Origin of the sequence: Timaviella obliquedivisa GSE-PSE-MK23-08B (genome assembly GCA_019358855.1) — a bacterium.
Classification (GTDB): Bacteria; Cyanobacteriota; Cyanobacteriia; order Elainellales; family Elainellaceae; genus Timaviella; species Timaviella obliquedivisa.
In genome coordinates, this window is sequence record JAHHII010000002.1 from 62686 (window position 1) to 87880 (window position 25195).

Here is a 25195-nt window from a genome sequence, read left to right on the forward strand (position 1 = left end):
GAGAAGCTGAGATGATAGGGGCTTGTGTAGAAAGGAAAAATCAAGCATTACCCAAGATCATTTGATGTAGCTGTTGCCGAAAATCAGACGATAAGTATTGTTGTCGAATGGGTTCCCAGTTAGCCATTGCTTGTCGTTGATCTTTGCTAATAGCGTCTTGCAATCCTGGTACTTCAACTTTTTGAGATCGCAATATTTCTAATAAGATGTAGCCATCTTGAACTTTTCCTAAATTCTCTTGTAGTGTTTTCAACTCTTCAATCCAATTTTGAAAAGCAGAATCATAGAAAGTTTCAAAGAATTCTGATTGATAGCGCACTGCCTTAAAAGCTTTACGTAAATCGTGGAGCGTTATGTGAGCTTCCGTATCTTGTGACGGCTCTGGTAACTGAGCCGATATTAACCAACCAGGATGGAGCAATAGGGCAGACAAAAGTGGATTAACTAACTCGGGGATGGCGATCGCCAGGGGCAGTTGAGCGATCGCCCGATACTGTGGGCAGCTTAACCAGTCTTCGTAGGCTGCTTTAATTTTCTTGTAGGGCGATCGGGTCAATATTGTCTCTACTGCCGAAAAAGCTTGATGCCGATCTTTCTGAAGATGCTTAAGCAGCGTTTGGACAGTTTCTTGTTCCGAAGAATTGAGCAGTGGAGAATAATGATCTTTAACTGCGGCAGTTTGAACATCCAAATCACGAAGTTTGCCTAGAGCTTTTCCGAGGAAGCGAACTTGTTTAAGCTGGGCAGCTTTGGGTAACTCTATAACAGTATCAAACACTTGCAGAGCCGACTGTAATCGTCGAGCCGCAACCCGCATTTTGTGTAAATGCTCTGGGTTTTGATCAGCTAAAACGTTCTGCTTTTGCTTCTTTAAAGCGTAAAACTGCTTGTTAATGATGGTGTAGGCGTAGTCACCTAACGTGGTATTGACTGGGGAGGGGCGATCGACCAATTCAGACAAAGGTTGATCATGTAGCTGCAATTCAATCATCTGGAAAAGTCCTCCTTTTCCTAATCGTGTTTTTTAAGCGTTGCTGAATAGAAGGGTGAATCGATTCAAAGCCCTTTCCTAAAGGAGAGGAGTTGGGGGAGGTCTGGCTGCGTTGCCAACTCAAACTATCCCTAGCCCTAACCTCACAGAAGAATAGGGTTTCAGACTTTCATTTCGCAACGCTTTTTTTTAATCACTTTTTCACAGTAAAACAGAAAATCCAGAGAAAGATACTACAGTGTAGCGATCTTCCTCTGGTTGGCTTTCCGGGTTCTGATACTTTTCAATGCAATTAATTAATCCAATTAGCGAGTAAATCAATTAGCGGTTGTAATCACTAGTACGAGTTGTGGTTCGGGCTGGATCAATACCTGGATCGCGGTAGACTTCGCGCTCTTCGGGCTTACGAAGACCTGCTAGTCCAATTAATCCTAACAAGCCTAACCAACCCCAGTCAAAACCGTCATCATTATCTACTGTTGTATCTATAATTGTAGGATCAGTAGTGGTGCCTGGGGCTGTTGCATCAGGGATAGAGCCTGGAGCCGTCGTGCCAGGTGCCGTATCGGTTGTGCCAGTTTGAGCAGCAGCAGGCAAGACCTGTAACGTACCAACGCTAAGAGCGATCGCTGTTGCCCAAAGGGGCTTGGAAAATTGAGATAATTTCATGGTTCCTCTTCTACGATATTGGGATTTACAACGGAGAGTTTGAATTACTGGCTCGATTGCTGGATTGATTGCAACTAGCGGGCTAGGTCAATGCAATCGAGTAACTAATTGATAGTTTGCTTGACAGCTTCCAAATTTCTATCTAGCTTGAGGATTATTCCAAACGTAACTTTAGTCGTAGTTAAGGTGAGTTAACTTCTAACCTCAGCGGCTTGATTCATGCGGCTTAAAAATGCTCGGAGTCGATCGCTTTGAGGATTTGTTAAAACCTCACGGGATTCCCCTTGTTCAACAACATAGCCTTGGTCTAAAAACATAACTCGATGCGCAACTTCACGAGCAAATTGAATTTCGTGAGTGACAACAACCATCGTCATTCCTTGGTCAGCAAGTTGACGCATTACCTGTAATACTTCGCCAACTAGTTCTGGGTCAAGCGCACTCGTAGGTTCGTCAAACAACATGATTTTAGGTTCCATGCAAAGGCTACGGGCGATCGCCACTCGCTGCTTTTGTCCGCCTGAAAGTTGCTCTGGGTAAGCCTTAGCTTTTTCTCCTAATCCTACTTGCTGCAAATAAAAGTGAGCTCGCTCTCGGCTCTCAGCCTTCGATTGCCCCAAGACCTGTTGAGGGGCAAGCGTAAGATTATCTAAGACAGTTAAGTGGGGAAACAAATTGAACTGTTGGAACACCATGCCCACATCAGAGCGAAGCTGACGAAGTTGGTGGTAGTCCATGCTTGAAGGAGCTAGACTCATCCCATTAATAATAATTTTCCCTGAGTTAATTGTTTCTAATCGGTTCAAGCAACGGAGCAGCGTACTCTTACCACAGCCCGATGTTCCAATAACAGCAAACACTTCACCTGTATTAACGTAGCTTGTAACTCCTTTAAGAACTGGGAAAGAACCATAGCTTTTTTCTACTTGCTCAATTTGAATAGCATAAGAGTTCATAGGTCGCCTGGGAGGAAGAATATTCAGATCTTCAAAAGTCCATTCCTTTAGTTATATGGAACGCTGAGCCCAAAGGTTTCCTCTTTTATACAGATCAGCATATTCATCTACAGATAGATATACTTTCTAAAAAGATCCGTCACTATTCAAAATACTTTCCAAGAAATCTAAAAATCGGTAAAAGTATGATGCAATTTTTTAAGAGGAGAGCCGTAAGGCTCCTGTTGCTCAGCTTGAGTGGTTTACTAATAGTCTTATGTGGCACTAGTAGAGCAGCCGATAGTAAAACATTAACAGTTGCGATTGAACCCGTTTATGCTCCGTTTGAGTTTAAAGCGGCAGATGGCAGCTTGCAAGGATTTGACGTAGATATCATGCGTGCGATCGGGGAAGCGGCGGGCTTTCAGGTCAAGTTTCAAAGTATTGCTTTTGATGGCATGATTCCGGCGCTGCAAGTAGGCAATGTTGATGCCGCTGTTGCAGCTATGACGATTACGCCTAAACGAGCAGAGGCAATTTCTTTTTCTCGTCCATACTTTAAAGCAGGCTTGGCGATCGCAACTCCAAAAGGCGATCCTCCCATCGCCACAGTAGAAGAGCTAGAAGGCAAAACAGTTGCAGTTCAGATTGGTACTACGGGCGCTGAAGCTGTTAAACAAGTTGCAAATGTCAATGTTCGTACTTTTAATGCGGCAGTATTAGCTCTACAAGAACTCAGTAACGGAAATGTGGACGCAGTTTTAAGCGATGCACCTGTAATGTTGTATGCCATTAAAACCGGAAATTTGAAAGACGTTGAGATCAACAGCGAATTGCTCAGTGAAGAGCTTTACGGCATTCCCACGCCTCTGAATTCACCCAACTTGCCCCTCATCGACAAAGGTCTAACTATTATTCTAGAGAACGGCACTTACGAAAGCCTCTATCGCAAATGGTTTAATGCTCAACCTCCTCAGCTTCCTAGCGTTGCACCTGGCATTGCTCAATCATCTCAGCAGACTGCTTTGAGTTCAAGAAACGTTATTTTGAATGCGTTACCTGCTTTGATCAAAGGGGCGTTAGTGACCTTACAACTGACCATTCTCTCTGGCATTCTAGGACTAATAGGGGGTTCGTTGCTGGGTATTGCGCGTTTATCTGCTATGAAGCCATTGCGATGGCTTGCTAGAGCCTATATTGACTTTTTCCGGGGCACACCGTTGTTAGTGCAAATCTTTATGGTCTACTTTGGAATTCCAGCTTTGGTGCAGGCACTAGGCTTTGAGTTTGCCTTCGATCGCTTTTTAGCAGCGGTCATAGCACTGACGCTCAACTGTGCTGCTTACGTTGCCGAAATTGTGCGCGGCGGCATCCAATCTATTGAGACAGGACAAACCGAAGCGGCGCAATCTATGGGAATGAGTGCAGTCCAAACCATGCAGTTTGTCGTTTTTCCTCAAGCTTTTCGGCGCATGTTGCCGCCGCTAGGTAATCAGTTTATTTCGCTGTTAAAAGACACCAGTTTAGTCGCTATTATTGGCTTTGAAGAACTGTTTCGAGAAGGACAATTAATTGTTGCAGAGAACTATCGTCCCTTTGAACTTTATGCAATTGTTGCGGTAATTTATTTGGTGTTAACACTGCTTTCCTCCCAGGCGTTTAGCTATCTAGAGAAACGCATGAATCCGGTGCAGCGATCGCTTAAGCCTCAAATTCAACCCTCCTCCGATTTAGCTTAGAATTCATATTCTCCATGATTTCTCCGATGATTTTGTCCTAAATGCTCCTTATAGCTACTGTTTTTTTTAAGCCCGCGCCTTCATGATTAAACGTTTCTTCTGAAGGATTTGCGATGCTAACTGTCACTTTTACCGATATCAACAGTCATTGGGCAAAAGCCTGTATCGAAAAATTGGCAGAACGCAATATCTTCAAAGGCTATCCCGATCGCACTTTTCGCCCCGATGGTACAGTTAGTCGAGCCGAGTTTACGGCATTGCTCTACAGTGTCTTCCCCAATTCGTTACCTGTGCGACCTGCCTTCACCTTTGCCGATGTTCCGGCAACTTACTGGGCAAAAACGACCGTAACATGGGCGTACGAGCGGGGCTTTTTATCGGGCTATCCTGACCACACCTTTCGTCCCGACATTCCCATGCCCAGGGTGCAAACGATCGCAGTTCTTGCGGCTGCGCTACAGTACGTCTTTCCTCCAGCTTCCGAAGAAACTCTACAGCAATACTTTGATGATGCGATCGCGATTCCTAATTATGCTAAAGGAGCGATCGCCATCTCAACTCTTAAAAGCTTGGTCGTTAACTATCCTAACGTTCGTCATCTTCAGCCCAATAAAGCAACCACTCGCGGTGAAGTGGCAGCATTATGGTGTCAAGCATTGGCGATTCCGAATGTAGTGCCGCCGCAATATGTCACTTGGGCGATGCTTTTACAGGATATCAAAGGCAACATGAGCGTTTCATTTGCAGTTTTGAAGGCAAATGCCAAATTAGTTAAAGAACTGCAAACCCGGTTCAGTACCCTGAAGATCCATCCAAGTGAACAAGGGTTAAATGGAAAATATGGCTCTCAATTGGAAACAGCGATCGCCGAGTTTTGCACGGTTTCAAACCTGCCGAATGCTCAAACTAAGCAGCTTGACGAAAAATTTGCTCAAGCCTTACTGAACGTTGTCCCCGTCACGTTTATTTTAAAACAGACTCAGAATCGTCAAAAGATATTGAACGAGTACCTGCAACAAGAAATCGGAGCCAGCGCCGACAAACTCGCGTTTTTAGACCGGGGCATTCAAAATTCGCCCTACAAAGCTGACCTGCCCTACTACCCCGATCGCTTGCGCGAGGTTCCAGACGGAACTGAGGTTATGTCTTTGGGCGAAACAATTAAGCTCACAGGCACGCATCAAACGGTAAGTTTCACCCCTTATCCGGTTCGGGGTAAGCTGCCGCAAATTGATGCTAAAGGTCTAGATTTTCTGCATTCAGACATTAAGGCTGCTTGTGTTTGTGTAGGCAGCATTGTGGGCGGCAAATTGCGCAGCCATTGGTTAGGAAAAAACGCCTTGCAAAATATCGAGCTTTGGAGCGCCACAAAAATTATTCCATTGCTGAATGTAGTAGCACGAGTCAACAATCAGTTTCCAGCGATCGATGCTGATCAATGGGTGGTGCGATCGAGCGGCAGCGCCAATAGCTACCAGTTCTATGATCTGGCGGTTGATGTCGTCAACTACAAACAGGCGATCGCCTCTTCCAACGCGCTTTCCGCCATGTTCAAACAGTTTGACACGCCCAGCAACTTAGAAAACTGGGTGCAGAGAATTACGGGCAACACCGCTCTGAGCTTCCGTGGGCGTTACGGCGAACCTCCCTTTCTACAAACCCCAGAGTTATGGGATACCAAAACCCAAAAACAAGTGCTGACCTCCCCCAATATCCCCGCTTTGGAGAGCAATACCCTTTCTACCTATGATCTAACCCGCCTTATTTCTATGCTGGGATGGCATTGCTATATTCCTTTAGAGGCGCGCTTGCCGGGCGGGCAGTGGAATAGCCTGGAATGCGTAGTACGGGCAATGGGTCATGATACGGCTCGATATTTGGATGTGGCGATCGAGCGCCTGGGGTTGGCAAGTGTGGTGCGATCGACAGTCATTCTTTCCAAGTTAGGATTTGGCAGAAGTTCAATCCGCGATCGCACTGAACTGGTCTACACCGCTCTCTTGCAATTCGTCGATCAGCGTCCTCGCACTGAGAATAAACCTGCTATCCTCCGAACCGTTGCCATGACCTTAATTAGCGCCAAAGACTTGAACGACGCGAACCAAGAAGCCATTGAGCTAGATGCGCGGATGGCAGCAGAGGTAACAGAAATTCTGCGACGACTTATGACTCAAGAATTAGCTTGATGACGGGCTGACCGGATTAAAGGGCTTAAAAGGCGATCGCTCCTGAAAGTTTCAGGTTCCCAATCTGGGTGAAGTTACAGTGAAGCTATGGCGAGTTTGCCGGAAGCACCCGTAAATTTACGGGTAAATTGCTTATAAAACAGAAAATGAATCCTGAAAAATCGTGTCTCGTTCCTTGGCTTGAGACAATTAGCGATCGCACAAAGGGTAAACCGGGTCAATCTTAAAGGAGTTAAAGTCCATGAGCAGTCTATGTCTTGTTGCAGCAAGCCTTATAACCCACGGGCAAGCACCTGGATGGCAGCTCGCAGTTCCTAAAAAAACCTTTAGTTTTCTTCCCATTGGCGCAGACAAGTCTACTTCACAGCTTTGTGATATCAACCCGCATTCCCCCATCTCCCGAGCAGCAGTCTATGAAGCCGCTGTCTTTCGTCCAGAGTTTAGCCAGAGGGGAAGAAACAGCGCCACTTCAGCTTTATTCCCTCATCGTCCCACGTCTGGCGGGCAGCTTTATCAGCAGCGCTTAACCGCTCTTAGACAAGGGGTAACCTATACTCGGCTTGCCAGCAATAGCTTTCGCAGTGAGTGGCTCACTAGCATTGTCCAACCCACCTATTCCCAGTGGAAAAAGCTCTTAAGCCGAGAAGCCAAAATGATGGCAGTCGGTCAGGGTAGAAGTCGCCTCACGGTCATTTTGGGTGACTCTCATGCGCTATGGTTTCCTATCGATCGCCTCTCTAAAGATCGATTTTGGTTGAATCAAGGGCTTTCTGGCGACACAACCTCAGGCGTTTTGAAACGTGTCTCGACCTTTGCCGAAACCCGACCCGATACTATTCATGTCATGGTCGGCATTAACGATTTACGCAAGGGCAAGACCGACAAAGAAATTCTCATCAACCTTCAACAAATTATGCAGCGGCTCCGGCAACAACACCCTGCTGCCCAAATTTTTGTTCACTCCATTTTGCCCACCCGCCTCACAGCCATTCCCAGCAATCGCGTACGTTGGTTGAACTACAATATTTCCGCCCTCACTAAACAAGAAGCTGTCAACTATCTCAACCTCCAGCCCGCCTTCACTGATGCAGACGGCAACCTCCGCCGCGCTCTCACCACCGATGGTGTACACCTGAACGTACAGGGCTACCAGGTTTGGCAAACCGCATCTGCACCCATTTTATAAACCCTTAGCATCTACACAAATTCAGACCCCTTCTAACTTTAACTGCATAACCCAAGCCTTAATCCGTTCATCGGTTAGTTCAGACTGATTGTCTTCATCCAATGCTAAACCCACAAATTTACCGTTCTTTATCGCTTTAGAAGCACTGTGCTCATAGCCTTCACTAGACCAGTATCCTACTGTTGTGCCACCTAGTTCTAAGATCTTTTCTTCTAAAATTCCCATCGCATCCTGAAAGTTGTCGGCATAGCCAATTTGATCGCCTACACCAAAGTAAGCAACCTTCTTATCTGAAAAATCAATCTTCTCTAGCTCATCGTCATAAAAGCCCAACCAATCGCTCTGCAATTCTCCAATATTCCAAGTTGGACAACCCAGAATTACAAAGCTAAATGGTTCAAAATCATCGGCATCTGCCTGAGAAATATCAAAAAGCTCAACGACGTTTTCTCCGCCAAATTCTTTTTGAATCATTTCCGCCACCATTTGAGTGTTGCCTGTTTGGGTTCCATAAAATAAACCGATCGTTGCCATGCTGAATTCTCTCGATATAGGATTAATACAAAAAAGGTGCAGGGGAACCTAGCCCAATTTGTAATACCGACCCTGCACCTGAATTATCTGCTTTAACTCCGATATTACTAATGAGACTAATACTCAATAAATAAAAGCATAATTACAGGTTTCTATGCAACACTTCTCAAAAATTTTTGTGTTAAGTTTTACTAGAACCTCTAGAAGCCCTATGTAACATAGGATTTTTATCTGTCTACTCCGATGAATCTCAAGAAGATGAATTATCTTATTGAGATAGATTCTCAATTTTATGGCATGATATGCGAATGTGATGAATGTCATGTATGACCGCACTCTGTTAGCAAGCTTCTCTGGCGTGACACTTGCCAAATAAAGTTTGCCAAATAAAGTTTTTAGAGCCTCACCTAATCTGCTTGGAGACGAATGTATGTTTACTACTCTGGCTCAGGTCAACCCATCTTTGCTCCGGGACGGCTGTTTTGAGGTCGATGCTGAACGATCGCCTATCACCTTTCAGACGTTTAACCGACGAGAAATTTTGCCATCCTACTATCAACAGAACATTTGGCAAATCGAAAGCGGAGTTGTCCGCACCTTGACTTGGGACGCTAATGGCACCGTTATTCCACTCGGCTTTTGGGGAAAGGGTGATGTTGTTGGCTATCTCCTCTCAGAGTTTAGTCCCTACCAAGTCGAGTGTTTAACTCAAGTGAGAGTACAAAAGTTGTCAGATTCTTATGTCTGTTCCCGTGAAATGATGCTGTCTCACATCTCGCAAACCCAGATGCTGTTGAAGATCGTTCACACTGGCTCAATGGAAAAACGCCTCCTGCATTTTTTGCTCTGGATGTCCAAACGATTTGGGTATCAAATGGAGTCTGGCTGGCGGCTAGACTTACGCTTAACACACCTGGATATTGCTGAAGCTTTGGGGACTACGCGAGTGACTGTAACGCGATTATTGGGGCAACTTCAGCAAGAGGGCGTAATTCAATGGTCGCGGCGAGAGCAAATCTTATGCGATGACTCAAGATTGCAGCAAGACTAGAGAAGATACACGAAAGAAGACACAGGATAGCTGCAAGTTAAAGCATATCCTTAGTCAATCACTAGTGAGAATTCAGGCATTAACAGAAGTTATTTTTCTAACTAATTGACTCTTTTCTTAACTGTAGTCGTATACTGTAGTAAAGTTTAGGCTAAGCGATCGCTGGGGTTATTGTATACTTGTCAGTCTTTATCATTGGTGTAATTGTAACTGCTTTGTCAAAGCTTATTGCTCTTAGATCTCAGGTAAATTCTAGAAAGTTTCTCAACTAAAAGTAGGAGCTTTCTATCAATCATTCATCTCATTCAAAATTCAATGAAAGAACTTGATACCGAAAAAACAATCTATCTTCTGAATGCCATTATGGAGGCAGAGTTATCTGGTGTTATTCGATATACCCACTACTCATTGATGATTAGTGGTCCGAATCGCATTCCGATCGTAGGTTTTTTAAAGGGTCAAGCCAGTGAATCATTGCTGCACGCTCAGCAAGCTGGAGAAATACTAACTGGGTTAGAAGGTCACCCTACATTGAGGACGACCCCTATTGAAGAAACCGATCAGCATACTATTTACGACATTTTGAGAGAAAGCCTCAACCACGAGACAGCAGCGCTGAATTTATACAAGAGTTTACTTAGTGTGGTTAAAGATGCCAGCGTTTATCTTGAAGAATTTGCTCGTGGCATGATTGGGCAAGAAGAAATGCATGGCTTGGAGCTAAAGAAAATGCTGCGTGATTTTGAACCAAGAGTTGTGCAGTAGCCACCGTTATTGGGAGCAGTGAGCCATGAAGCGTTTAGCAAAGAACTTTCAAAAAAATTCCTGGCGAGGATTTATGTTTTTTTGCGCTACTGTCCAGTCATCTACTCACGCTAATGAATCGAATTCTTCGCCCTCTCTTTCTCAGGCAAAGGTGGGCGATTGCCTTCAAATTACTAAGATTTGCTGTTCAGAGTGTGTATCAGATCTGGCTCGTCAAGGGTTAGCTTCTGGGGTAAAGGTTGAGGTTGCGAGTGTGACTCATAATGGTTCTATTGTCGTTACGTTAGGCGATAAAAACATTGGATTAGGAGCGGCGATCGCTCGTCAAATCTTAGTCGCTCCCCTATAAAAAGAGCGTTTATCAAAAGAGCGTTACAAGCAAACTATCAAAACTTTTTTCATTAAGACTCAGCTTCTAGCTAATGAAATCCTCAAGCATCGTTTTTTATCGTTGGGTTTTGATCTGGCTCAATACCGTTGCGACTAACACCATTGCTCCGCCTAATAAGCCTCTTGTGCCCAAACTTTCACCCAACCACCAAAACGAAAAAATGGTAGCAAATACTGGCTCCAGCGCGTAGACAATCGCCGTTTCCGTAGCACTAACATGACGTTGGGCGATCGCCTGAGTCCAAGTCGTCATTGCAGTTGCCATGATTCCTAGATAAACGATCGCTCCCCAGTTTTGCTGAATTGCCTGAGCCTGCTCCATCAGTTCGGGTAATGCCCAAATGAATCCTAGTAGGCTCGTGGTCATGAGTTGATAAATCGTTAAAGCTAGAGGCGGATGATGGGGGGCGATCGCTTCCATCAACAAAACGTAGACGGCAAAACTCAGCGCACAGCCAAATACCCAAAGATCGCCAATGCCTAGCGCTCCTCCTTCCCAAGACAAAATCCCAATTCCTGCTAACGCTAGCCCTGCCGATATCCAAACTCGCTGCGACAAGCTCCGACCTAGCAAGAAGCCTAACAGCGGCACCATAATCACATTTAAACTGGTAATAAATGCCGATCGATTAGAGGAAATTGTCTGTAACCCTATCACTTGGGTAACAACGGAAAGATAAATCATAACTCCCAAAATTGCGCCATCTCGGAGTAACCGTGCGTTGAAATGACGACACCAGGGCAAAAGCGTCAGGGCTCCCACTGAGAAGCGACTGCATATCAAGACCGCAGGAGACAGGGTAGTCAGGGCACCTTTAAGCAAAGCAAAGGTAGTACCCCAAACTAGCGTGGTACCTACTAGTATCAAAACATACCAGTAGTGGGAGGCAGATTTTTGCATAATGCGGAAAGTTTTCTAAAGAAATATGCTGAAGAAATATCGACAAAGCGCTAGATATGGAAAAAACTAATACAAAAGAACCTGTTATAAACCTATATCTGGTGCCATTATAGAACCATCCCTTCGATAGACTTTGCAGATAGGCGACCCGCTTGGGGGGTTTCAAAGAGATCGCCCAGCAGCAAAGATTGCCCAAATCATCTCAGAAACTATGACTTACGCTCTCTCTGCCGCCAAGCTCCAAACCTATTACCGTTGCCCCCGTGCCTACTATTTTCGCTACGAACGCCGCATCGAAAGCGCTGCGTTTTTCGGTTCGGCAGTCTTGGGAACCTCTCTCCATCAGGCTTTGGCGCAAATTTACCAAGACTGGCACTACCAGGATGCGATTCCTCGTTTGGATTGGATTGAGTATTGCTGGAGTCAGCAAGCTCATAGTTTAACCTCTAACCAAATTAACGAAGGGCGATCGATCCTCAGTCGTTACTACCAAGATTTTATTGCCAATCAGTCTGCCATGCGCAAGCCCCTTGCCATAGAGGGTAGAATTCAGGGCACGCTGCAAGCTGAGAACCTGGAATTTTCACTGTCGGGGCGTTACGATCGCCTTGATTTTTTAGACGACGGTTTAGAGTTAATCGACTACAAATCTGCGAAGGAGGTTGATTACGCCGAACCCGACGAGATTGATCTACAAATTGGCTTGTACTACTTAGCACTCGAACAGCGCTACCAACGCCAACTCAAGCGCATGAGTCTGCTATTTTTGCGCACTGGCGAGAAAATTAGCTTTGAAGCTACTCCCGAACATCGCCAACGGGTAGAGGAAGTGATTTGCGAACTAGCGGTTGAGTTGCGCCAAGATCAGCGCTGGACTCCGTTTCCCAGCAATCAGTGCGATCGCTGTTCGTACGCGCGATATTGCCCCGCCATGCGCCCTGATCCTGAGCCCATGCCCGAAGACACAAAGCCACAGCAGGGTTTACAGTTGGTTTTAAGTATTTAACATGGTGAAGCCGACCTCGTTGAAGTGGGTCAATACTTGGTTTAAGGCGATCGCAGCTGATTTAATGACACAAGAGTCGGGGTTAACCCCGACTGAACTCTACGTGCGCGTTCAGAGCCACATTTTAGATACGCTTTATTACGAAGTTTGCAAAAGGCACCCAGTATCTTTGCCAGGATTTGAAGTTCCTCAACAACCTACTCACGGAATTAAAGCTCCACCCATTCCAGATATCAATGCTAAGGGATTAGGGGAAATCTATGAGCAGATTTTAAGCCATAATCCGACCGAAAAAAAGACAGACGGTGCCTATTACACTCCAACACAGCTTGTAGATTTTGTAATTAAAAATACTGTGAGGGTTTGGCAAGGAGGGTTGCCTACTGTTCTTGATCCGGCTTGTGGAGGGGGTGTCTTTCTGCTGGCAGCTTATCAAGAATTGTTGGATCGGCGATCGCAAAACATGGGGCGATCGCTTAGCCGCATAGAACGCGAACAAATTTTGCTAGATTGCATTCACGGCGTTGATATTAACCCTCAGGCTGTCACAGTGACGCAGCTTTCCCTCCTCCTCAAACTCCTAGAAAATCAGCCTCCATCGCCGCAACCCCTGCCCGATCTCAGGCGTAATATTCATTGTGGAAACGCAGTGATTAGTGAGGATTTTGAGGGGCATAATTCTTCTCAAAACCAAACTCTAGTTTGGCAAAAAGCATTCCCAAATATTTTACGATCCAATGGTTTTAATATTATCATCGGTAATCCGCCTTACGTAGATTCCGAGTGGATGACGAAGTATCTTCCCGGTTGGCGACAGTATTGCACCCACCATTACAAGAGCGCTACTGGAAACTGGGATTTGTTTTGTATTTTTATTGAAAAAGCTTTAACATTATGTCAACCGAATGGGTTAATCAGCCTGGTCGTGCCTAATAAATTAGCCTCTGCAGACTATGCCTCTGGAGCGCGATCGCTCTTAGCAACAGCTAGCCAAATCATTACTGTTCACGACTACTCCCGAAGTGCAGCATTTGAAGCGGCAGTTTATCCATTAGTGTTTGTCGCTAAAAAGAGAGCTATGCCGCTAGAAAAAAAGGAACCCGGCGCAGTGTGGGTAATCGCCGCTACGGTTCAGCAGTCCCAACTCCTCGATCGCCTTCGAGATCATTTTCCTAAGCTGGAGGCGATCGCCCAAGTGAATGGAGCGGCAACGGTTGCGGAAGCTTACGCCATGCAGGAATTGATTGAAGAAGGACAGCCTCAAGCAGAAGGACAGAGCAATCATCATTTGCGAATGGTGAACAGTGGCACAATCGATCCCTACTGTTTCTTGTGGGGCAAAAAACCAATGCGATATTTGGGACAGTCTTACTTGTATCCTGTGATTGTAAAATGCGATCGCCTGCCACCCAAGCGGCTACAGCAAGCCAAACAACCGAAAATCATTGTTTCTGGCATGACTCAACGCTTAGAATGCGCGATCGATCAGGATGGCTCCTTCCTGGCAGGAAAGTCAACCTCTATCATTTTTTCATCTCAAACCTGTGATCTATACCCTCTCTTAGGGGTTCTCAATAGCAGTCTCATCAGCTTCTACTTGAAGAGTTACTTTAGTGGAAATAGATTGAAAGGTAATTATCTTCGGATTGGTTCGCCCCAGCTTCGACAAATTCCTATTTGCTTACCGAAGAACCCTGCACTCATGATTAAACTTATTAGGCAGCGGCTTACAGAAACCATTCCCATCCGATTGCAAACACTTGATCATCAGATCGATCAACTTGTATATCAACTCTACGAGCTAACAGACTTAGAGATTCAAATGATTGAACGCGCTAAGCTTTAGGTTTTGCCAGAATTGCGGCGATTAGAGCAGGCGTTCCACCAATCATGCCGAAGATAATCCAGCGCTGGAGGTTTAAGCCTTTTTTATGAGCCGCGATCGCCGCAAGTCCGCCCATGAAACAATGTAGAATCAACGGAACTAAATACCACTGTGGCGCAAGCTGCGGGTCAAACAACAAATCAGTCAGCACAATTTCCTCACTTTCGATCCATCGCAGAAACGCCACTTAATAGCATCACTAAGCCGCCAATTAGAATGGCGATCGCCACTCCTCCCGCCAAAACATCCAACCAGCCTGTACTTTCCATGCTCAATGTCCTTCCTCTTGCTTCGACTCAACTAAACGCAATACCTTAATTTGCCGCCGAAGCTACCACACCCATGTAAATCCCAGCCAGGACAAACTGTGTTAGCTTTCTCTGTGCGGTCATAATACTTCGACAAGCGTTGTAGAAACGATCGCCCTAGCGTTAGCACAAACCCAATGTAAAACACCGAAGCTAGCAACGTTGACAGAGCGGCTACGATGCTATTGGTGCGGGTTACAGCGATCGCCATTGCTAACAAGCACCAAGCCGTCACATCATCCACCACCGCACAAGTTAGCGCCAGCGCCTCCAGCCGAGTTCCCTGCAAATTGTTCTCTGTGATAATTCGTGCCAAAACAGGGAATGCCGTGATAGACATAGCTGCTCCCAAAAACAGAGCAAATGCCGTAAACGAAACATCTGCATTGGAGACTTGCGGGTACAGCAACACCGCCAAAATAGTTCCCAACGAAAACGGCACCACAATGCTGACATGGGAAGTCAAAATCGCTGTCTGTATCTGCCCTTGCAAATACTTGGGGTTCAGATCCAGCCCAATCAAAAACACGAAAAAGATTAGCCCAATCTGTGACAGCACATTTAAAGACGGCACTGTTTCGGGTGGAAACAATGCCGCCGATAAACCGGGTGCAACCAATCCAAACAATGATGACCCCAACATGATCCCAGCAACAATTTCACCAATGACCAGGGGCTGACACAGCCAACGGAACCCTAATTCTACCAATCGGGATAGCCCAATCACCAAAAGGGACTTGAAGTAAGACAAGGACAAGGGTTGACATAATCTAAGAAGTACCCTGGAGCTTGAGGAAGATGCAAAACGCAGATGCAAAACGCTAAAAGCATTCAGTACAGTTTGTGCCTGAGTCGTGAATCTAGTCAAGCCGCCGATTTTGCACACGATCGCCCTCCTAACGGTTGCCCCTCAGGAAGCTTCCAAAAGCTCACTGCCTAGCCAGTCTCTAGAGTGAACTATAACCCCGCCATACACCCACCAACATTCCTTGAACGACGACTTCTGTAGCAAGGGCATCAATAGGCTTATAGTTGCGGTTCGCAGGCTTCAGACTCACCTGCCCTCCCTGCCGATGGTAATACTTCAAGGTCGAGCCATCATCTCCAACTCGAGCAGCAACGATCGTGCCATTTTTCAAGGACTTTGGATCAGGAACCGGACGCATAATCACCACATCGCCACTGTCAATTAAAGCGTCAATCATGCTGTCTCCCCGCACCCGTAAAGCATAGTCGCCAGGGCGCAGCATAGAACTAGAAAAATCGAGTTCCTCATTCACTTCTGGAAAGGTTTCGACGACCGAACCTGCGGCGATCGCCCCTAAAATAGGAATCCCTTGAGACTTCAAGATCCGAATGGTGCGGGCTTTTCCGTCCGTCCAATCAATGTATCCCTTCGTGCGCAAGTGCTCCAAGCGACTCTGCACAGGCGCAGGAGACTTCAACCCCATTGCCCGCATCATTTGTCGAATAGAAGGAGAATGTTGATTCTGCTTGATATAGTCAATCAGCCAGTCATAAAGCTGCTGTTGAACTTCGGTTAGGGTGTCCATAGTTGCTTGATAATTACTTTATAAAGCTTACATAGAGTTGTGGTACTCTCTCTTAAGAACAAGCGTACCACACCCTGAAGCGTTTTTCAGCCTTTTCCTGATAATTTGTACTAGAGCTAGTTTCAGGGTTATGAACCAGAGGCAAGAACTTTTAATAACCTCTTGAGCAGAAGGCTTCAAACGCTGGCTCGGTCTTAACGCAACCTAATTTCTGTCTAAACCGTCATCTTTCCTCTAGAATCTTAACAACGGTGAGAGGTTTAACAATCATGCGAGTTCTGCTAGTCTATCCCTTGTTTCCCAAAACCTTCTGGTCATACGAGAAGATTCTGGAACTGGTTAATCGTAAGGTATTGCTGCCGCCCCTAGGCTTAGTCACCGTAGCGGCAATTTTGCCCCAAGAATGGGAATTTGAACTGGTCGATCGCAACGTTCGAGCCGTTACTGAGGCTGAATGGGCATGGGCAGATATTGTCATCTTGTCGGCAATGATTGTCCAAAAAGATGATTTAGTGAATCAGATTAAAGAGGCAAAACGTCACGGAAAGTTAGTGGCTGTGGGTGGCCCCTATCCAACCTCTGTTCCTGATGAAGCGATGGCTGCCGGAGCAGATTATATGATTTTGGATGAGGGCGAAATTACTCTGCCGATGTTTGTCGAAGCCGTTCAACGTGGCGAAAAATCGGGGATGTTCCGCTCAGATGGGGAAAAGCCCGATGTGACAGGTACCCCGGTTCCTCGGTTTGACCTCTTGGAGCTAGAAGCCTACGATTCTATGTCTGTCCAGTTTTCGCGCGGCTGCCCTTTCCAGTGCGAATTCTGCGACATTATTGTGCTGTATGGTCGCAAACCACGCACGAAAGATCCGGCTCAGCTTCTTAAAGAACTCGATTGCCTTTACGAGCTAGGCTGGCGGCGCAGCGTTTTCATGGTGGACGACAATTTCATTGGCAATAAACGAAATGTTAAGCTGCTGCTCAAAGATTTGAAGGTCTGGCAAGAGGAACATCAGTATCCCTTTAGCTTTAATACCGAAGCCTCGATTGACCTGGCTCAAGACCCAGAGCTAATGGAGATGATGGTAGATTGTGCCTTCAACGCAGTTTTTCTGGGCATTGAAACCCCTGACGAGGATAGCCTCGCTATGACTAAGAAGTTTCAAAATACCCGTGGCTCTTTGGCAGAATCGGCAGAAGCGATCGCCAAAACGGGCTTACGAGTTATGGCGGGCTTCATTATTGGCTTTGATGGCGAAAAGCAAGGGGCTGGCGATCGCATCGTTCGTTTTGTCGAGCAAACCAACATTCCCACCACCACCTTCGCCATGTTGCAGGCGCTACCCAACACCGCCCTCTGGCATCGCCTGGAAAAAGAAGGCAGGCTACGGGCAGGCAAGTACGCCAACATTAACCAAACCACGTTAATGAACTTCATCCCCACCCGTCCCCTCGAAGACATCGCCCGCGAATATGTTGATGCCTTCAGCCGCATTTACGAACCCAAAACCTACCTCGATCGCGTCTATCGCCATTTCCTGACGCTAGGCGCACCCCGCCATAAAGCCCCGTTCAAGTTCCCCAGTCTCATAGACTTAAAGGCGTTAGCGACTGTCTGCTGGCGGCAAGGTCTTAAGCGCAACACCCGCTGGATGTTTTGGCATCACCTGTTTAGCATCATTCGCCACAACCCAGGCGTGTTTGATCACTACCTCTCGGTCTGTGCCCATAACGAGCACTTCATGGAGTATCGTCAAATTGTTAACGACGAAATTGAACAACAGCTTCAAGAGTTTTTAGCCCATGAAGAGCAGGTTCAAATAGCTAGTCAAGATGTAGAGGTGCTAGTTTAATTTTGAGAGCGGCAAATGATCTCTAAAACTGCTCAGTCACTACAGGTAAATCCAACTTTATCCACTTTGCTGGATGATCTGGGGGAAGAATGTGAAAATGTGCTTTCTCTGCTCAGTCAACTTAAGCTTTCTAACCTAACAGCCGATCAAAAAGGCGATCTTCTCGCTGAACTTACAGGATCTATTTGCCATATCCACGTTCATACAGAAGATCTTCCAGAGCTAGTTGAGAACGAAATTTTGACGTTACCCGATGACGCTTAAATCTAAGGTGCTGGCAAAATGGAAAAAGTTAATCTTGCCGAGAAGTTAGCAGTATTTGCTGATCACTGGAACCCTAAAATTGTGGGCGAACTCAACGGGCAGCAGGTCAAACTCGTTAAGTTTCAAGGTGAGTTTGTTTGGCACCATCACGATACAGAAGATGAATTGTTTTTGGTGGTGCAAGGACGCTTTCGGATGGAATTCCGCGATCGCCAGGTTTGGCTCGAAGCCGGAGAATTCATCATTGTGCCCCATGGAGTTGAGCATCGCCCAGTTGCTGAAGAAGAAGTTCATGTCCTTTTGTTTGAACCTGCTACAACCCTAAACACAGGCAATGCTGAAAGTAACTTAACAGTTGCACAACTACAGAAAATCTAATGTGACACTTCTCAGGGCGGAATAATCAAGTCTGCCCTTTAAGAAGGGTCATGATAGACTCATCTATGCACTTAAGGGCTCTCGCAAGCTTTCACTTGCGTTCTTGAGTTTTAATGAAATTCTGACCTAAACAGCTACGTGTGAGGCTTGAAACTGATGCGAGTTCTGCTACTCTACCCCCTGTTTCCGAAAAGTTTTTGGTCATTTGAAAAGGCGCTTGAACTCGTCGATCGCAAGGCGCTGATGCCACCCCTCGGCTTAGCCACTGTTGCCGCAATTCTGCCCCAAACCTGGGAATTCAAATTAGCCGATCGCAACGTGTGCTCCATCAGCGAAGCAGAGTGGGAGTGGGCAGAGTTAGTCATTATCTCCGCCATGATTGTTCAGAAGGAAGATTTCCTGGCTCAAATTCAAGAAGCCAAGCGCCGAGGCAAGAGCGTTGCTGTGGGAGGACCTTATGCGACAGCCCTACCCAAAGAAGCAGAAGCAGCCGGAGCCGACTTTCTGATTTTGGATGAGGGCGAAATTACATTGCCCATGTTTATTGAAGCGATCGCCAGAGGCGAAACTCAGGGCATTTTCCGGTCAGGTGGTGAAAAGCCAGATGTTACAGGTACCCCAGTGCCTCGCTTCGAGCTTCTCGACTTTAATGCCTACGATAATATGTCGGTGCAGTTTTCGCGCGGCTGCCCCTTTCAGTGCGAGTTCTGCGACATCATTGTGCTATATGGGCGCAAGCCTCGCACCAAAAATCCTGAACAACTCTTGGCAGAACTAGAGCGTTTGTACGAACTAGGCTGGCGACGCACTATCTTTTTGGTCGATGATAACTTCATTGGCAACAAGCGCAATGTCAAGCTCCTGCTAAAGGAACTGAAGCCCTGGATGGCAGCCCACAACTATCCTTTTCACTTCAACACTGAAGCCTCAGTTGACTTGGCGCAAGACCAAGAAATGATGGACTTGATGGTAGATTGTAACTTCAACGCTGTTTTTCTAGGAGTCGAAACTCCTGACGAAGACAGCCTTGCGGTCACCAAGAAGTTTCAAAATACGCGAGATTCTCTCTCGGAAGCGGTAGACAGCATTATTGCTTCAGGGTTGCGCGTCATGGCAGGTTTCATTATTGGGTTTGATGGCGAGAAGAAGGGAGCAGGCGATCGCATCGTTCATTTCGTCGAAAAAACCGCCATCCCTACCGCTTTCTTTAGCATGTTGCAAGCTCTACCCGATACTGCGCTTTGGCATCGCTTGATCAAAGAAGGACGAATGCGCGGCAATGGCAACATTAACAATACGACGCTGATGAACTTCGAGCCAACCCGCCCGATTGAAGAAATCACCCGCGAGTTCATTGATGCCTTCTGGACTCTGTACGATCCAATGGTCTATCTTAACCGCACCTATCGTCACTTCCTCAAGTTAGGCACCCCCAAACACAAATCCTCCCTCCGTAAAGTCAGTTGGGTTAGCATTCGGGCGCTGTTGCTAGTTGCTTGGCGGCAAGGCGTAGTGCGCAAAACTCGGTTTCAGTTCTGGCTTAACTTCATCGGTATTCTTCGCCACAATCCCCGCGTCTGGGATCACTACCTCTCGATCTGCGCCATTAGCGAACATTTCTTGGAATACCGAGTGATTGTGCGTGATCAGCTAGAAAGCCAGTTGGCTCAATACTTAGCAGAAGAGGCAAAAGTGGTCAAAGAAACCCCGACGGAAGAAATCAGGGCGATCGCCAGTTAATTAATCATTTTGGATGAGTAGATGTGACTCTGCTCATCCAAAATAGTCAAAATAGTTCACTCTATTCCCTTCCATTAATTCAACTCTTGCAGGGTCATTTTTTCAAATATTAAAAAGGGCTAATTTTTCGGTATGAAACCCAAAAATTAGCCCTTTTAGAAAATTATGCCCTAGATTAGCTTGGCTGCCCGTAGCCCAAACATCAGCCCCATTGCTAAACCGAAAGCCCCACCCAATAAAGCGAAATAAGTGAGTACAGCCATTTATATTTCTCCATTAAGTTTTTCCATATCTATATTCAAGCACTTGTTCGACCGCTTAGGGTAGGACATAGAATAGACACACTCAAGTTCCTCCTTTCAGTCTGTCTAAACACCCATAGAATCGATGACCTTAGAAGTTTTATTCACTGAATACCGTACTCCCCTTATCCTGTTGATGTTTGCCACTCCCTGGGTAACCTTCTTAGCGTGTCGTCTCATTCCGGGTCAAGACGAAGAACCTTTTTTACTCAGTGCTAACCTGTCGCTGTCGGTGCTTAGTCTCCTTTTTTTAATTGGCTATCTAGCCTATGTCACCAATACCGGCGGCTGGCAACAACTTGTTCAGCAAGCAGACGTATTTCTCTTAGTCTTACCGCTGTACCATCTCAGTACCTCTCTCTGGCTCTCGCAGTTGCGAATGCCCTTGCAACAAATTCCAGCCTTTCGGACTTTGCAAGGAATTGCCATGATGGGGTGCATTTACCTGGTGTTCTCTTGGATGGCATCTAGGATTTACATTGTGTTCTTTTCCTACATGCCGTTTAGCTCGTTTTTGTTGATTTTGGCAGTTTTGTTAGGCATTGGCTATATGGGATATCGCAAGCTGCTGAATTGACGTAAAGCTATCATGGGCGGCAAACTACAAGACAGTTGTGCAGTAAAATCAGCCCACAAGGGTTTTCAGAGAGTAGGCAATGAAATCTGTCATTACAGTCGAATTACCGCAGCAGTCCTATGAGGTGGCGATCGCCTCCTATGGGCTAGAGTATCTAGGCACCTGGATGCAGCCGCTCAATCTTGGCAAAAAAGTGCTGCTGGTTTCCAATCCAATGATTTTTCGGCGATATGGTGATACCCTCCTGTCATCCCTCACTACAGCCGGATTTCAGGTTGCCTCATGCATTCTACCTGCTGGAGAACGCTATAAAACGCTTGCTTCTATTCAAAAAATCTACGATGCAGCCCTTGCCCAGCGTTTAGAACGCTCTTCTACCATTATCTCCTTGGGGGGTGGCGTGGTAGGGGATATGGCAGGCTTTGCCGCTGCCACATGGCTCAGAGGCATTAACTTTGTGCAAGTGCCAACCTCTCTCTTGGCGATGGTGGATGCCTCCATTGGCGGCAAAACGGGCGTTAATCATCCCCAGGGCAAAAATCTCATTGGTGCATTCCATCAACCGCGATTGGTCTTAATTGATCCTCAAGTCTTAGGTACCTTACCCCCCAGAGAATTTCGGGCAGGCATGGCAGAAGTAATCAAATACGGCGTGATTTGGGACACCAATTTATTTGAGCAGCTAGAAGCTGCAAACCGCCTAGACCAACAGCGCTACGTTAGTGAAGAACTTCTGCAAACTATTCTGACCCGTTCCTGTCAGGCAAAAGCCCATGTGGTTAGCCAAGATGAAAAAGAAGCAGGGCTGCGGGCAATCTTGAACTATGGGCACACGATTGGTCATGCAGTCGAAAGCTTAACCGGGTATCGAGTTGTTAACCATGGTGAAGGTGTGGCGATCGGAATGGTTGCCGCTGGGCAAATTGCAGTTGAGCTAGGGCTATGGGAGCAGTCCTCAGCCGATCGTCAGCAGGTCTTACTCGAAAAAACTGGACTTCCTACAAAGCTACCCGCAGGGTTGGAAATTGGAGCAATTTTAGAAAGTTTACAAACTGATAAAAAGGTTAAATCAGGAAAGGTTCGTTTTGTCTTACCCACTAAAATTGGTGCAGCTATTGTCACCGATCAAGCCGATGACCCGGTGATCCGCAAAGTCTTGGGCAATGTCGTATCTAGATCCCTTTAACTCATGCGTCTTAACGAACTATACCGACGTTACTTACTTTACGGATTAAGTGGACCAGTTATTTTCTTAAATCTTTGGGTATTGGGGCAACTGTTCATTTACCTTGAAGGACTACTCACCTTTACTATTTTGAGCGCAGTTTTAGCGCTGATTTTAGACTATCTGGTTCGCTTTCTAGAAAGCCTCAACCTCAATCGGACACAAGCAGTACTGGTCGTTTTATTCTTATTTTTACTCTTATTAATCACGTTAGGGATAACGCTGATTCCGATCGTCGTGGATCAGGCGACGCAACTGATTCAAGGCTTGCCCAGCGTGGTGGAGGCGGGCGATCGCAACTTTAAATGGCTTCAAGATTTTCTTCTAGAACGCAATCTCCGCCTAGATTTGGTAGAAATTACTAACCAGCTTACCTTACAAATTCAGGGCATTGTGGGGCTTTTACCAGGAATTGCTATCAATACCTTAGGGCAGCTTTTTAGTTCGACGTTTCTTGTCGTTCTGGCGTTTTACATGTTGCTGTATGGCGATCGATTTTGGCACGGGCTGATCCAACTGCTTCCCCCGCGTTTAGGAGTTGCTTTAAGTACCTCATTACAACAACAATTTCACCAATTTTTCTTAACGCAACTGCTTCTGGCACTGGCAATGTTTTTCCTTGTACTACCTACTTTCCTCATCCTTAACATTAAATTCAGCCTACTCTTTGCCATTTTGATTGGCTTATTTGAGGTGATTCCGCTTTTTGGGGCAACGATAGGAATTGGGCTAGTAACACTCCTTGCCCTGGGTTTACAGGGCCCTTTCGCAGCCGTCCAAGTCGTCGTTTCTAGCATGGTGTTTCAGCAAATTACGGATAACATTATTGCGCCGCGAATTCGAGGTGAATTTACAGGGCTCAATCCGATTTGGATTGTGATTGCGTTGCTTCTAGGCGGCAGAGTAGCAGGGTTTACTGGAGTTGTGTTGGCATTACCGATCGCTGCAACCATTAAAAGCACAAGTGAGGCAATGAGAAATATGGAAAAAGCAGCATGAGCTAACCCAGCATTTCATCTAAACGAAATCGAGCGATCTGCACGATTTCAGCAAGTGCCTGCGATCGTTCTGCCTCTAGAGAATTCTCTAAGCGAGTTTGAAAAGCCTCCAAGATACTGGCTTTGGTATGATTTTTAACCGCAACAATAAATGGAAACCCAAATCGCTCCTGGTATAAGCAATTCAGTTGTTGAAACTGCTGATATTCCTCCGAGGTTAATTGATCTAACCCAACTCTGGACTGTTCCTTGACCGAAGCCTCTGCCATGCTGACCTTACTGCCCAAGTCAGGATGCGATCGCATTAATGTGTCCTGCTCATCTGCATTCATCCGATTCATTACCTCAACCATACACCGATGTAAGGCTTCTACGTTAACAAACGGTCGTTGCTCCCAAGCCTGCTGAGCGATCGCTGGAGTATTTTCAAAAACTCCACCCAACACAGCCACAAATTTACTCAGTTCCATACTGTTTAGTTGACTAAGGTTCATAGTGGTTACCGCAATGCGCTGCCTAAAATAGTTTTAGCGATCGCCCCCGTTACTTCTTCAGGTCGTTCAGTCTTCAATTGTTCGTACCACTGTTGAGTAATCTGCCAATCTTTTCCATGAATTTGATCGGCTCTTTTCCGTGCCTTCAGAACTAAATCCTTCGTTCTTTGCTTACGTTCTAGTTCATACCGCTTCAATGCATCTTCCACGCTCAAATTTGTGGTTATTAAGTACCGAACCAGCACATTCACATCTTCCATTGCCTGACAGCCTCCTTGTCCCAAGTCAGGCGTTGTCCCATGTCCAGAGTCTCCTAATAGTGCCACCTTTCCTCGTACTAAGCCCTGAAGCGGCTCAATGTCGTGAATTGGAATGCGGTTCGTTTGCCAAGGATTTAATTGCTGAATCAATGCTTGAACGGGGTCGCACCAGCCCAGAAAAAACTGCGTTAATTCTGCCACAAATTGATCCGCCGTAACAGGCTCTCCTAGCGGTAAGGGAACATCTAGAAAGAAATAAAAGCGACCCTCCGATACAGGCATCATCGAAACTCTTTTTCCCTCCCCGACGTAGATCGTCCAGGTATCTGAAGACCTACTGTCTAGAGATTCATAATTTGGTGGTGCTAAATCCTCGCTAGCAGTCACCAGTCCATTCCAGTTGACATATCCTGCATATCGGGGCTGCACCTCTTGCCCCACCACATATTGCCGCAACCGCGATCGCAATCCATCCGCCGCAATCAAAACATCTCCCGTCGTCCGATGTCCATCCTCAAAAATTGCCGTCACGCTCTCTTCAGATTCTTCTACCCCCACGCACCGAGCATTCAGCCGCACTTTACCTGGAAATGCATTCAGCAACATCTGCTGCAAATCCGTGCGCGCTACTGGATAAGGTCGCTGTCCGACTTCATCAATTAACGGCTGAATAGGAATATTATTAAGCAGTTCTCCACTCAACGATCGATATTGCATCCGATTCATTTGTCCGCCAATTTTAGCGATCGCTTTCCCTAATCCCAGGCTGTTCAAGACTTTCACCCCATTCGACCACAGTGAAATCCCCGCCCCTGCCGGACGTAGCTCACTGACGCGATCGTAAATTTCTACCTGATACCCTGCCCGGTGAAGCGCCACCCCAGCCGTCAATCCGCCAATTCCAGCCCCGATGACGATCGCCTTCAAATTTTCCATGCTTCTTCCTCTAATTCTTAGCCCTATTAATATCACTCTCCTGGCAACCAATTTGTTTTACAAGAACTGACT

25 protein-coding genes and 1 pseudogene are annotated in these 25195 nt (G+C 46.3%); 15 read left to right on the forward strand and 11 right to left on the reverse strand.

Going from position 1 to position 25195, the window contains the following annotated elements:
• Nucleotides 1-40: 40 nt before the first annotated feature.
• The 3 genes from KME11_03735 to KME11_03745 all read right to left on the reverse strand — a co-directional run bounded on the left by KME11_03735 (nt 41) and on the right by KME11_03745 (nt 2616).
• Complete coding sequence (locus KME11_03735; protein MBW4514316.1) at nt 41-991, reverse strand: CHAD domain-containing protein; 951 nt, start codon at nt 989-991, stop codon at nt 41-43.
• A gap of 321 nt (nt 992-1312) precedes the next feature.
• The gene (locus tag KME11_03740) at nt 1313-1660 is read right to left on the reverse strand and encodes a WGxxGxxG-CTERM domain-containing protein (protein ID MBW4514317.1); all 348 of its coding nucleotides are present in this window, start codon (nt 1658-1660) and stop codon (nt 1313-1315) included.
• 191 nt (nt 1661-1851) lie between these two features.
• Nucleotides 1852-2616 (reverse strand): amino acid ABC transporter ATP-binding protein, encoded by a 765-nt coding sequence (locus KME11_03745; GenBank protein MBW4514318.1) that lies wholly within the window; start codon nt 2614-2616, stop codon nt 1852-1854.
• Nucleotides 2617-2804: 188 nt separating this feature from the next.
• Between KME11_03745 and KME11_03750 the strand changes: the two genes are divergently transcribed.
• From KME11_03750 to KME11_03760, 3 genes are all read left to right on the forward strand, one after another.
• Nucleotides 2805-4334 (forward strand): ABC transporter permease subunit, encoded by a 1530-nt coding sequence (locus KME11_03750; protein MBW4514319.1) that lies wholly within the window; start codon nt 2805-2807, stop codon nt 4332-4334.
• A 113-nt stretch (nt 4335-4447) separates the two neighbouring features.
• Nucleotides 4448-6520 carry an S-layer homology domain-containing protein gene (locus KME11_03755; GenBank protein MBW4514320.1) on the forward strand — a complete coding sequence of 691 codons (2073 nt, stop codon included), beginning with the start codon at nt 4448-4450 and terminating at the stop codon, nt 6518-6520.
• Nucleotides 6521-6761: 241 nt separating this feature from the next.
• Nucleotides 6762-7706, forward strand: a complete 945-nt coding sequence (locus KME11_03760; protein MBW4514321.1) for a lysophospholipase — start codon at nt 6762-6764, stop codon at nt 7704-7706.
• A 21-nt stretch (nt 7707-7727) separates the two neighbouring features.
• Here the strand turns inward: KME11_03760 and fldA are convergent, their stop codons facing one another.
• Nucleotides 7728-8240, reverse strand: coding sequence for a flavodoxin FldA (gene fldA, locus KME11_03765; GenBank protein ID MBW4514322.1), 513 nt, complete (start codon nt 8238-8240; stop codon nt 7728-7730).
• A 430-nt stretch (nt 8241-8670) separates the two neighbouring features.
• Here fldA and KME11_03770 point away from each other — a divergent pair, with 430 nt between their 5' ends.
• The 3 genes from KME11_03770 to KME11_03780 all read left to right on the forward strand — a co-directional run bounded on the left by KME11_03770 (nt 8671) and on the right by KME11_03780 (nt 10405).
• A complete protein-coding gene (locus KME11_03770) occupies nt 8671-9291 on the forward strand; it encodes a Crp/Fnr family transcriptional regulator (GenBank protein MBW4514323.1) in 621 nt (206 codons plus the stop codon).
• 315 nt (nt 9292-9606) lie between these two features.
• Nucleotides 9607-10056: a bacterioferritin gene (locus KME11_03775; protein ID MBW4514324.1), complete on the forward strand. Its 450-nt coding sequence runs from the start codon at nt 9607-9609 to the stop codon at nt 10054-10056.
• A gap of 25 nt (nt 10057-10081) precedes the next feature.
• Nucleotides 10082-10405, forward strand: a complete 324-nt coding sequence (locus tag KME11_03780) for a ferrous iron transport protein A (protein MBW4514325.1) — start codon at nt 10082-10084, stop codon at nt 10403-10405.
• A gap of 96 nt (nt 10406-10501) precedes the next feature.
• Here the strand turns inward: KME11_03780 and KME11_03785 are convergent, their stop codons facing one another.
• Nucleotides 10502-11347 carry a DMT family transporter gene (locus tag KME11_03785; GenBank protein ID MBW4514326.1) on the reverse strand — a complete coding sequence of 282 codons (846 nt, stop codon included), beginning with the start codon at nt 11345-11347 and terminating at the stop codon, nt 10502-10504.
• A gap of 211 nt (nt 11348-11558) precedes the next feature.
• On the opposite strand from KME11_03785, the gene KME11_03790 reads away from it, so the two are divergent.
• On the forward strand, nt 11559-12353 hold the full coding sequence (locus tag KME11_03790) for a PD-(D/E)XK nuclease family protein (GenBank protein ID MBW4514327.1): 795 nt from the start codon (nt 11559-11561) through the stop codon (nt 12351-12353).
• Between the two features lies 1 nt (nt 12354).
• A complete protein-coding gene (locus tag KME11_03795) occupies nt 12355-14199 on the forward strand; it encodes an N-6 DNA methylase (protein ID MBW4514328.1) in 1845 nt (614 codons plus the stop codon).
• Here KME11_03795 and KME11_03800 read toward each other — a convergent pair.
• The 3 genes and pseudogenes from KME11_03800 to lexA form a co-directional block, all read right to left on the reverse strand.
• Nucleotides 14189-14389, reverse strand: coding sequence for a hypothetical protein (locus KME11_03800; GenBank protein MBW4514329.1), 201 nt, complete (start codon nt 14387-14389; stop codon nt 14189-14191). The genes KME11_03795 and KME11_03800 overlap by 11 nt on opposite strands.
• A gap of 163 nt (nt 14390-14552) precedes the next feature.
• Nucleotides 14553-15303 (reverse strand): annotated as a pseudogene (locus tag KME11_03805) (cation:proton antiporter).
• A 190-nt stretch (nt 15304-15493) separates the two neighbouring features.
• On the reverse strand, nt 15494-16099 hold the full coding sequence (lexA, locus tag KME11_03810; GenBank protein MBW4514330.1) for a transcriptional repressor LexA: 606 nt from the start codon (nt 16097-16099) through the stop codon (nt 15494-15496).
• Nucleotides 16100-16368: 269 nt separating this feature from the next.
• Between lexA and KME11_03815 the strand changes: the two genes are divergently transcribed.
• From KME11_03815 to KME11_03830, 4 genes are all read left to right on the forward strand, one after another.
• Nucleotides 16369-17949, forward strand: a complete 1581-nt coding sequence (locus KME11_03815) for a B12-binding domain-containing radical SAM protein (protein ID MBW4514331.1) — start codon at nt 16369-16371, stop codon at nt 17947-17949.
• A gap of 15 nt (nt 17950-17964) precedes the next feature.
• Nucleotides 17965-18213 (forward strand): hypothetical protein, encoded by a 249-nt coding sequence (locus KME11_03820; protein MBW4514332.1) that lies wholly within the window; start codon nt 17965-17967, stop codon nt 18211-18213.
• Between the two features lie 18 nt (nt 18214-18231).
• On the forward strand, nt 18232-18591 hold the full coding sequence (locus KME11_03825; GenBank protein MBW4514333.1) for a cupin domain-containing protein: 360 nt from the start codon (nt 18232-18234) through the stop codon (nt 18589-18591).
• Nucleotides 18592-18747: 156 nt separating this feature from the next.
• Nucleotides 18748-20331, forward strand: a complete 1584-nt coding sequence (locus KME11_03830) for a B12-binding domain-containing radical SAM protein (GenBank protein ID MBW4514334.1) — start codon at nt 18748-18750, stop codon at nt 20329-20331.
• Between the two features lie 170 nt (nt 20332-20501).
• Here KME11_03830 and KME11_03835 read toward each other — a convergent pair whose 3' ends face one another.
• Nucleotides 20502-20594 (reverse strand): cytochrome B6-F complex subunit VI (PetL), encoded by a 93-nt coding sequence (locus tag KME11_03835; GenBank protein MBW4514335.1) that lies wholly within the window; start codon nt 20592-20594, stop codon nt 20502-20504.
• A gap of 124 nt (nt 20595-20718) precedes the next feature.
• Here KME11_03835 and KME11_03840 point away from each other — a divergent pair, with 124 nt between their 5' ends.
• From KME11_03840 to KME11_03850, 3 genes are all read left to right on the forward strand, one after another.
• On the forward strand, nt 20719-21210 hold the full coding sequence (locus KME11_03840) for a hypothetical protein (GenBank protein MBW4514336.1): 492 nt from the start codon (nt 20719-20721) through the stop codon (nt 21208-21210).
• 79 nt (nt 21211-21289) lie between these two features.
• A complete protein-coding gene (aroB, locus tag KME11_03845; protein ID MBW4514337.1) occupies nt 21290-22396 on the forward strand; it encodes a 3-dehydroquinate synthase in 1107 nt (368 codons plus the stop codon).
• A gap of 3 nt (nt 22397-22399) precedes the next feature.
• Nucleotides 22400-23434 (forward strand): AI-2E family transporter, encoded by a 1035-nt coding sequence (locus KME11_03850; GenBank protein ID MBW4514338.1) that lies wholly within the window; start codon nt 22400-22402, stop codon nt 23432-23434.
• A 1-nt stretch (nt 23435) separates the two neighbouring features.
• On the opposite strand, the gene uraD is transcribed toward KME11_03850, so the two are convergent.
• Nucleotides 23436-23927 carry a 2-oxo-4-hydroxy-4-carboxy-5-ureidoimidazoline decarboxylase gene (uraD, locus tag KME11_03855; GenBank protein MBW4514339.1) on the reverse strand — a complete coding sequence of 164 codons (492 nt, stop codon included), beginning with the start codon at nt 23925-23927 and terminating at the stop codon, nt 23436-23438.
• A gap of 5 nt (nt 23928-23932) precedes the next feature.
• Nucleotides 23933-25123, reverse strand: coding sequence for an FAD-dependent urate hydroxylase HpxO (gene hpxO, locus KME11_03860; GenBank protein MBW4514340.1), 1191 nt, complete (start codon nt 25121-25123; stop codon nt 23933-23935).
• Nucleotides 25124-25195 lie beyond the last annotated feature (72 nt).

Bases quoted from the DNA above. Each gene is read 5' to 3' on its own strand.
- KME11_03735 (MBW4514316.1), bottom strand. From the start codon at position 991: ATGATTGAATTGCAGCTACATGATCAACCTTTGTCTGAATTGGTCGAT.
- KME11_03740 (MBW4514317.1), bottom strand. From the start codon at position 1,660: ATGAAATTATCTCAATTTTCCAAGCCCCTTTGGGCAACAGCGATCGCT.
- KME11_03745 (MBW4514318.1), bottom strand. From the start codon at position 2,616: ATGAACTCTTATGCTATTCAAATTGAGCAAGTAGAAAAAAGCTATGGT.
- KME11_03750 (MBW4514319.1), top strand. From the start codon at position 2,805: ATGCAATTTTTTAAGAGGAGAGCCGTAAGGCTCCTGTTGCTCAGCTTG.
- KME11_03755 (MBW4514320.1), top strand. From the start codon at position 4,448: ATGCTAACTGTCACTTTTACCGATATCAACAGTCATTGGGCAAAAGCC.
- KME11_03760 (MBW4514321.1), top strand. From the start codon at position 6,762: ATGAGCAGTCTATGTCTTGTTGCAGCAAGCCTTATAACCCACGGGCAA.
- fldA (MBW4514322.1), bottom strand. From the start codon at position 8,240: ATGGCAACGATCGGTTTATTTTATGGAACCCAAACAGGCAACACTCAA.
- KME11_03770 (MBW4514323.1), top strand. From the start codon at position 8,671: ATGTTTACTACTCTGGCTCAGGTCAACCCATCTTTGCTCCGGGACGGC.
- KME11_03775 (MBW4514324.1), top strand. From the start codon at position 9,607: ATGAAAGAACTTGATACCGAAAAAACAATCTATCTTCTGAATGCCATT.
- KME11_03780 (MBW4514325.1), top strand. From the start codon at position 10,082: ATGAAGCGTTTAGCAAAGAACTTTCAAAAAAATTCCTGGCGAGGATTT.
- KME11_03785 (MBW4514326.1), bottom strand. From the start codon at position 11,347: ATGCAAAAATCTGCCTCCCACTACTGGTATGTTTTGATACTAGTAGGT.
- KME11_03790 (MBW4514327.1), top strand. From the start codon at position 11,559: ATGACTTACGCTCTCTCTGCCGCCAAGCTCCAAACCTATTACCGTTGC.
- KME11_03795 (MBW4514328.1), top strand. From the start codon at position 12,355: ATGGTGAAGCCGACCTCGTTGAAGTGGGTCAATACTTGGTTTAAGGCG.
- lexA (MBW4514330.1), bottom strand. From the start codon at position 16,099: ATGGACACCCTAACCGAAGTTCAACAGCAGCTTTATGACTGGCTGATT.
- KME11_03815 (MBW4514331.1), top strand. From the start codon at position 16,369: ATGCGAGTTCTGCTAGTCTATCCCTTGTTTCCCAAAACCTTCTGGTCA.
- KME11_03820 (MBW4514332.1), top strand. From the start codon at position 17,965: ATGATCTCTAAAACTGCTCAGTCACTACAGGTAAATCCAACTTTATCC.
- KME11_03825 (MBW4514333.1), top strand. From the start codon at position 18,232: ATGGAAAAAGTTAATCTTGCCGAGAAGTTAGCAGTATTTGCTGATCAC.
- KME11_03830 (MBW4514334.1), top strand. From the start codon at position 18,748: ATGCGAGTTCTGCTACTCTACCCCCTGTTTCCGAAAAGTTTTTGGTCA.
- KME11_03835 (MBW4514335.1), bottom strand. From the start codon at position 20,594: ATGGCTGTACTCACTTATTTCGCTTTATTGGGTGGGGCTTTCGGTTTA.
- KME11_03840 (MBW4514336.1), top strand. From the start codon at position 20,719: ATGACCTTAGAAGTTTTATTCACTGAATACCGTACTCCCCTTATCCTG.
- aroB (MBW4514337.1), top strand. From the start codon at position 21,290: ATGAAATCTGTCATTACAGTCGAATTACCGCAGCAGTCCTATGAGGTG.
- KME11_03850 (MBW4514338.1), top strand. From the start codon at position 22,400: ATGCGTCTTAACGAACTATACCGACGTTACTTACTTTACGGATTAAGT.
- uraD (MBW4514339.1), bottom strand. From the start codon at position 23,927: ATGAACCTTAGTCAACTAAACAGTATGGAACTGAGTAAATTTGTGGCT.
- hpxO (MBW4514340.1), bottom strand. From the start codon at position 25,123: ATGGAAAATTTGAAGGCGATCGTCATCGGGGCTGGAATTGGCGGATTG.